This window comes from Rhodococcus sp. FG69, from assembly GCF_057808915.1.
The window spans coordinates 1-5,778 of the sequence record NZ_JBMDIX010000082.1 but is presented as its reverse complement, the minus strand read 5'-3'; the positions used below and the strand labels follow the sequence as shown (position 1 = coordinate 5,778).

General features: G+C 62.3%; 6 protein-coding genes. 1 reads left to right on the top strand and 5 read right to left on the bottom strand.

Translation table 11 applies throughout. From position 1 onward, the window contains the following. From ACODSO_RS28900 to ACODSO_RS28890, 3 genes are all read right to left on the bottom strand, one after another. Window positions 1-410: FAD-dependent oxidoreductase (locus tag ACODSO_RS28900; protein WP_489040044.1), on the bottom strand; the 410-nt coding region annotated here is incomplete at its 3' end. Beyond that, entirely contained in the window at window positions 407-1,795 is a 1,389-nt protein-coding gene (locus ACODSO_RS28895) for a cytochrome P450 (RefSeq protein ID WP_032364182.1), read from the bottom strand. The genes ACODSO_RS28895 and ACODSO_RS28900, both read right to left, overlap by 4 nt. A 24-nt stretch (window positions 1,796-1,819) precedes the next feature. Continuing rightward, window positions 1,820-2,140 carry a 2Fe-2S iron-sulfur cluster-binding protein gene (locus ACODSO_RS28890; protein ID WP_024793405.1) on the bottom strand — a complete coding sequence of 107 codons (321 nt, stop codon included), beginning with the start codon at window positions 2,138-2,140 and terminating at the stop codon, window positions 1,820-1,822. Window positions 2,141-2,249: 109 nt separating this feature from the next. Here ACODSO_RS28890 and ACODSO_RS28885 point away from each other — a divergent pair, with 109 nt between their 5' ends. Next, complete coding sequence (locus ACODSO_RS28885) at window positions 2,250-3,278, top strand: helix-turn-helix domain-containing protein (RefSeq protein WP_052047647.1); 1,029 nt, start codon at window positions 2,250-2,252, stop codon at window positions 3,276-3,278. A 137-nt stretch (window positions 3,279-3,415) separates the two neighbouring features. On the opposite strand, the gene ACODSO_RS28880 is transcribed toward ACODSO_RS28885, so the two are convergent. Next, window positions 3,416-4,351 (bottom strand): recombinase, encoded by a 936-nt coding sequence (locus ACODSO_RS28880; protein WP_230594166.1) that lies wholly within the window; start codon window positions 4,349-4,351, stop codon window positions 3,416-3,418. A gap of 176 nt (window positions 4,352-4,527) precedes the next feature. Then, entirely contained in the window at window positions 4,528-5,694 is a 1,167-nt protein-coding gene (locus tag ACODSO_RS28875; RefSeq protein WP_032364181.1) for a site-specific integrase, read from the bottom strand. Window positions 5,695-5,778: the final 84 nt, after the last annotated feature.

Genomic DNA, 5,778 nt, shown 5'->3' with positions numbered 1-5,778 from the left:
ATCCTCTCGACGTCCGCTGCGGTGCGCAGGTAGTAGACCCCGTGGAGATCGGCCCCGGGAACGGTGAGCCGACGAGGGCGGGCTCCCGTGCACAGCGCGAGCTTGTCGTAGGCCAGCTTCTCCCCGGTGTCGAGAACGACGTTGCCTTCCGACCGAACGATGGTCTCCACCTGCGCGTTCAGGAGCTGAATACCTTGCTTGGAGTAGAAGTCCGTGCTGCGAATGGCGATATCGTCGAGTACGCATTTGCCCGCCAGGTATGCCTTCGACAGCGGGGGGCGTTGATAGGGAGCGGCAGACTCGTTACCGATGAGGACGATGTCGCCTGTCCAACCTTCTTGGCGCAAACTAGCTGCCAGTTGTGCCCCAGCATGGCTTGCGCCGACGATGATCGCCCGTTGCGATGTCATACGCTGGAAGTAGGCGTCAGGCGCACCATCATCTTGCTGATGCCCCGCACGAAATTCGACTGAACATACTCGGGGTCGCCGACGACCTCGATGTTCTCGAAGCGGGGAAGCAACTCCTCCCACAGAATCCGCAGCTGCATTTCGGCCAGCCGATTGCCCATACACCGGTGCACACCGAATCCGAACGCGATGTGATTGCGCGCATTGGCACGATCGATGATGAAATCATCAGGATTCTCGAAAACGCGTTCGTCGCGGTTACCCGAGGCATACCACATCACCAATTTGTCACCCTTGCGGATGAATTGTCCGTTCAGAACGGTGTCGGCTTTGGCGATTCGGCGCATGTACGCCAAGGGTGTTTGCCATCGGATGATTTCCGAGTTCATGTTGGGGATCAAATCGGGATTGGCCTTCAATTTCTCGAACTGGTCGGGGAATTGGTTCAACGCAAGAACGCCACCGCTCATCGAGTTTCGCGTGGTGTCGTTGCCACCGACGATCAGCAGGACGAGGTTGCCCAGAAATTCCATCGGACGATCGATCAGATCCTTGGTGTCCTCGTTGCTCTGCAACATGGTGATCAGATCGAAACCGGACTCTTCCCCTGCAGACCTCCTGGCTGCTTTGTCATGCCAGAGAGCGCTGAGGCCACGGGCCATGTCACGCATGCCTTCGAACACCTCGTCGTTGTCCGAGGGCCCACCGTTGGCTTGCTCCATCGAGGTTGCCAAATCGGACCAGTAGACGAGTTTGCGGCGTTGTTCGTAGGGGAAATCCAGAAGAGTTGCGAGCATCCGAGCTGTCAACTCGATCGAGACATTCTGCACCCAGTCGAACGGCTCGTTCAAGGGGAGGTCGTCCAATACCTCCCGTACGCGCGATCGGATCAGTCCCTCCATCTCCCGGAGGTTCTTCGGTGCGACAACCCCCTGGACGGCAGCGCGCTGCTTGTCGTGGTGTGGTGGGTCCATCGCGATGAACATCTCGATATCGAGAAACCGGGGCGGAACGCCGATGACGATGAACGGTTCGGCCGAGAACACAGCGTGATTCTTGTCGACGGCCACGATATCGGCATGGCGCGTGACCGACCAGAACGGGCCGAACGGACTATTGGGTTGGTAGTGCACCGGTGCCTCGTTCCGCACGCGCTCGAAGTACGACTGCCACCGCCCTTGTCTGTAAAGAAAGGGGTTACTGAGGTCGATGTCGGCGAGCTCGACATCCTCGACCGGTGGGATGGGACTTTCGACGAAGATCTTCTTGCCATTCGTGCCAGTCACCCACCGTCGGGTCTTGTCGTACAAATGAGCGCCCTGGATCTGCAGCCCTATCGGGATGGTCGACTGGACCTTGTCGGCGATCGACTCAGAAACTTTCATGCTGTCGTGCCTGCCTTTCGCACATCACAATTGGAATTCAGGTGTTCGAACGATCAGGCCATCCCACGCTTCCGAGGCCACCATCTGGCACGACAACCGAGACGTGGGTTCACGCTCGGGGTTCATCGCCAGCATCTCCTCCTCGTCGGCGCCGGACAGACCCACCTCTCCTGACCACTGCGGGTCGACGATCACATGGCAGGTGCCACAGGCCGTTTCGCCCCCACAGTCTCCATCGATCCCCGGCACAGCATTGTCGGTTGCAATCTGCATCAGCGAGCGACCTTCGACCAGAGCCGCCTCGTGCTTCTCACCATCGTGGGCGACGAAAATTACAGCTGCCATGTCAACTCCTCGTTTTCCGGCGTGATTGACGAAAGTGTCGTCGCAAACGCGGGTGACGGCTATGTTCGGTGGAGTCATAAACTTGTGAATTCGGGTCAAAGGGGTCACCGTGAAGCTGAGCGACGAGGGCGTGCCACCGCTTGCGTTCGTTCAGTTGCTCGAACGCCGCGCACTCGACCCTGACGCCGCCGCGCGGCTTCGTGTGATCATGCACCGCGAAGGAACCAGTGAAGCGACGCTCATTCAGCATGACGTTCAGGCACCGATACGGTGGTTTCGGGAGGTCTATCCCGAACTCGATATCGCCCAGGCCACTCGACTCGGATTTGCGTTTGCCGAGCAGGCCCAGTTGACATCGTTCGGGCCTCTGAGTTCACCTTTGATCAGCGCTGGTTCGGTCGCCGAGATCGTCGATCTCCTGACATACCTACCATTGATCTCCACGGCGTTGAAGTCGCAGTTCCACACCGGCGACTACGGTCTGATCGTCGGGCTCACTGCGCACACAGGCGATTCCGCACTGGACTGCTTGGTCATCACCTACGGTGGGTCGGCGTTACTACGACTGCTGGACATGCTCGCCGGTGACATATCGCCGGTGACACTCCATCTGAGCTGGCCGGAGCCGGCCGAGGTGAGCCACGACGAAGGTCCGGGGGCGAATCGCCGGTTCTTCGACGCTCCGATTTCCTTCGTCCACGTACCCGAGGAGACCCTCAACAAGGCTTGTCGCTTCTCGGACCCCCTCGCATATCGTCTCGCTATCGCTGATCTGCAGCGAACACTCGCCCAGCGGAGTGGGTCCATGTCATCCGCCGAGAAGGTGAGGCAACAGTTGGAAAAGGACCTCGGACAGCGAACCAACCATGATGTTGCACAAGCATTGTCGATGTCGAGTAGCACGTTGAAACGGCGGCTTGCCGAAGAAGGAACCACCTATAGCAAGGTGCGCCACTCGCTGCTGTACGAGCGCGCGATGCTACGGCTCCTCGACCGATCGGTTTCGGTCAGCGAGATCGCTACCGAACTCGGATACAGCGACCTCGCCAACTTCTCTCACGCCTTCAAACGCTGGACCGGACGCTCTCCGAAAGATTTCCGAAATCCCCGACTCTCAGACGACCCGGATTCGACGTAGACCCCGCAGAACGGGGTCGAGATCGATGCCTCGTTCGTTCGCGGCCTGATCGATCTTCATCTCGGAGATTTCTGAGACGTCACCGCCTCCCTGCCGTGAGAAGAAGAGTGTGTGCAAACCCGAGTACCAACCACTAGTCACTCGACGGTGTCGGCCGGCACGCGTGCGGTCTCCGATTCGAGAAAGTCGACGAGAGCTTCCAACAGGCTGTCCGCGCGGGTTTCGACATCGGCCAGGACAGAGTCCACGTCGTCGAGAAGACCGTGGGCGTGTCTACGCGCAAGCGTTCCGCGTTCGTAGTAGCCGGGGTCGAGTAGAACCCGCGGTACTGGATCCGGTGCCGCGATCTGCTCCGGATGTTGTGACCGCGCAGTGGGCTGCAGGTGGGTGGGTGCCCTTCCGTCCCAGTGCATTCGCACGATGCCCGCTACCGCACGGGCGGTCAGCGGGGTCGCAGCCAACGGGGTGTGGCCCCACCGGTCGATCGCAGTCGACAGCGGATGTTGACCGGCCGGGTCGAAATACCGGTCGTATCCGCCGAGCCCGGTGCCGTCCACGGCATCGAAAGCGTCGGCGAGCATTCGGGTGCTCGGATACCGGGCCTGATGGCCGAGCACCTCACACCAGCGCTGGTACACCGTGCGCGGAGAAATGCCCGTCCCCGCCAGCGCGAGGGAGGTGAGGGTATGAACGCCGCGGCCTGTCTCGATGCGAAGGGCGTCGAGACCCGCATCGGCGGTGACATCGCATGCCCGCAGGGCCGCGATCTGCGTGTACGGCAGACCTGTCGTAGCGAGCGTGAGGATCAGCGCGTCTCTGCGCGCGAACAACGCTGACGGCCAACCGTATTCGGGGAGTCGGGCGATGATTCCGCCGATCACGGCTGCCACCTCCTGCAGGCGCGACGTGCGGGCCCCATCCAGCGCAGCCCGGACGGTCTCAGCGCGCCCTGGAGGAGGTAATAGATGCCGATGATGAGCGGAGTCGATCACCGCGATCCGGCGGCGTTGGGTCGTCGGCGCGGCGGGGTGCGCATACAGGAACCGAGCAAGTGACTCAGGAGAGGCCGCCAATGGGGGTTCGCCATGGGCGGTGCACCAGTCCTCGAACAGTGACCACGTGTGCCGATCCCGCCTCGGTATCGACGTGTTCGTGATGTCCGATGCACGTATCGGACAAGGGCGGTCGTCGTGGTCAGCATCTACCCCTGTCGTCCCGTCGCCGCTCACTGGTTCGGTCGGGTGCCTGGTCATAGGCCGAGCTCGGTGACGGCGTTGCCGACCAGTGGCGCATTCTCGTGAGCGTATGTTTCGACCATTGCGGGTGTGGTGTGCCCGGTTTGGCGCATGATCGCATGCGCGTCGGCACCGTTGCGGAAGGCCTGCGTGACGAAGCCGGAACGGAGGGAATGCCCGCCGAGCTGGGCGACGGTGTCGGGGCCGTATCCAGCTCGAGTAGCGCGGCGGCGGATCGCCGCGTGCACCGCGGCTCCGGACAGGGCTGTGTCGGAGAGGTTGCCGTTCTTGCGGACGGACCGAAACAGAGGGGACCGTTTCTCGACTACAGGAAGGGTGCCGCGGCAGATATGGGAGTCGAATTCCACTGCGCGGGAAAGTATTCGGATGACAGCAACTCTGCCGCCGGTGTCGAACGCTGCGACGATCTGCAGCCATCGCACCCACGCGCAGACCGGACATGACTCGTGGCGGTCGGTGAACGGGAGTGCTTTCACGGTTCCGGTGCCGTCCTGGTCGGTCTTCGATTTGCGGATACGTACGTGCGCGCCGTCGAGGCGGTCGCGGTGGACATCGCGGCATTCGAGCGCTACGAGTTCGCTGCGGCGGAATGCGCCGGTGTAGCCCATCAGGAGCAGCGCAGTGTCGCGGCGTTCGAGGACCTCCGACGCCCACCCGGCCCCACCTCGACGCGCGTAATCGACGATCGTAGTGATGTCGGAGGTCAGCAGCGGTGCGCGCGGGTTACGGGGCCGCTCCCCCGCAGACGCGTAATCCCGCCGAATACCCGAGAGAGTGGCGCGCACCATCTCGTGCCCGCACGGGTTGTCGTAGCCGGTAGCGCGGTGGCGGTCCGCGACCGCCGCGATCCATTTGCCGAACGTCGACGGCGCATACGCCCGCGTCCCGTCGACGGTGAGCGTGTCGGCAGCCGCAACGAGATAGGCCGCCACCGTAGCGGGATGCGCCGGCAACGCGTGGTGCCCGGCGACGGTGCACCAGGTCTCGAAGCGTCGCCACGCCGAATCGTAGGCGCGGCGGGTAGCACCGGACCGTGCCGACGCCATCGACCGTTCGATCCGAGCGGCGACCTCGCCCGACAGGTCCGGAAACACCTCCGCACTCCTCACCGGGACGACTGAATCCGTGTCCAGGACCTCACCTAGCTGCCGATCTGCCATGACAGGGACTGTAGCGAGCACCCCCGACAGCTCTTTCGAGTTGAAACGCGCTGAGCAGGGATTTAGACGAAGACGGTGCGGGAA

Excerpts from the sequence above, each read along its gene's own strand:
- ACODSO_RS28895 (WP_032364182.1), bottom strand. The coding sequence starts at position 1,795 with ATGAAAGTTTCTGAGTCGATCGCCGACAAGGTCCAGTCGACCATCCCG.
- ACODSO_RS28890 (WP_024793405.1), bottom strand. The coding sequence starts at position 2,140 with ATGGCAGCTGTAATTTTCGTCGCCCACGATGGTGAGAAGCACGAGGCG.
- ACODSO_RS28875 (WP_032364181.1), bottom strand. The coding sequence starts at position 5,694 with ATGGCAGATCGGCAGCTAGGTGAGGTCCTGGACACGGATTCAGTCGTC.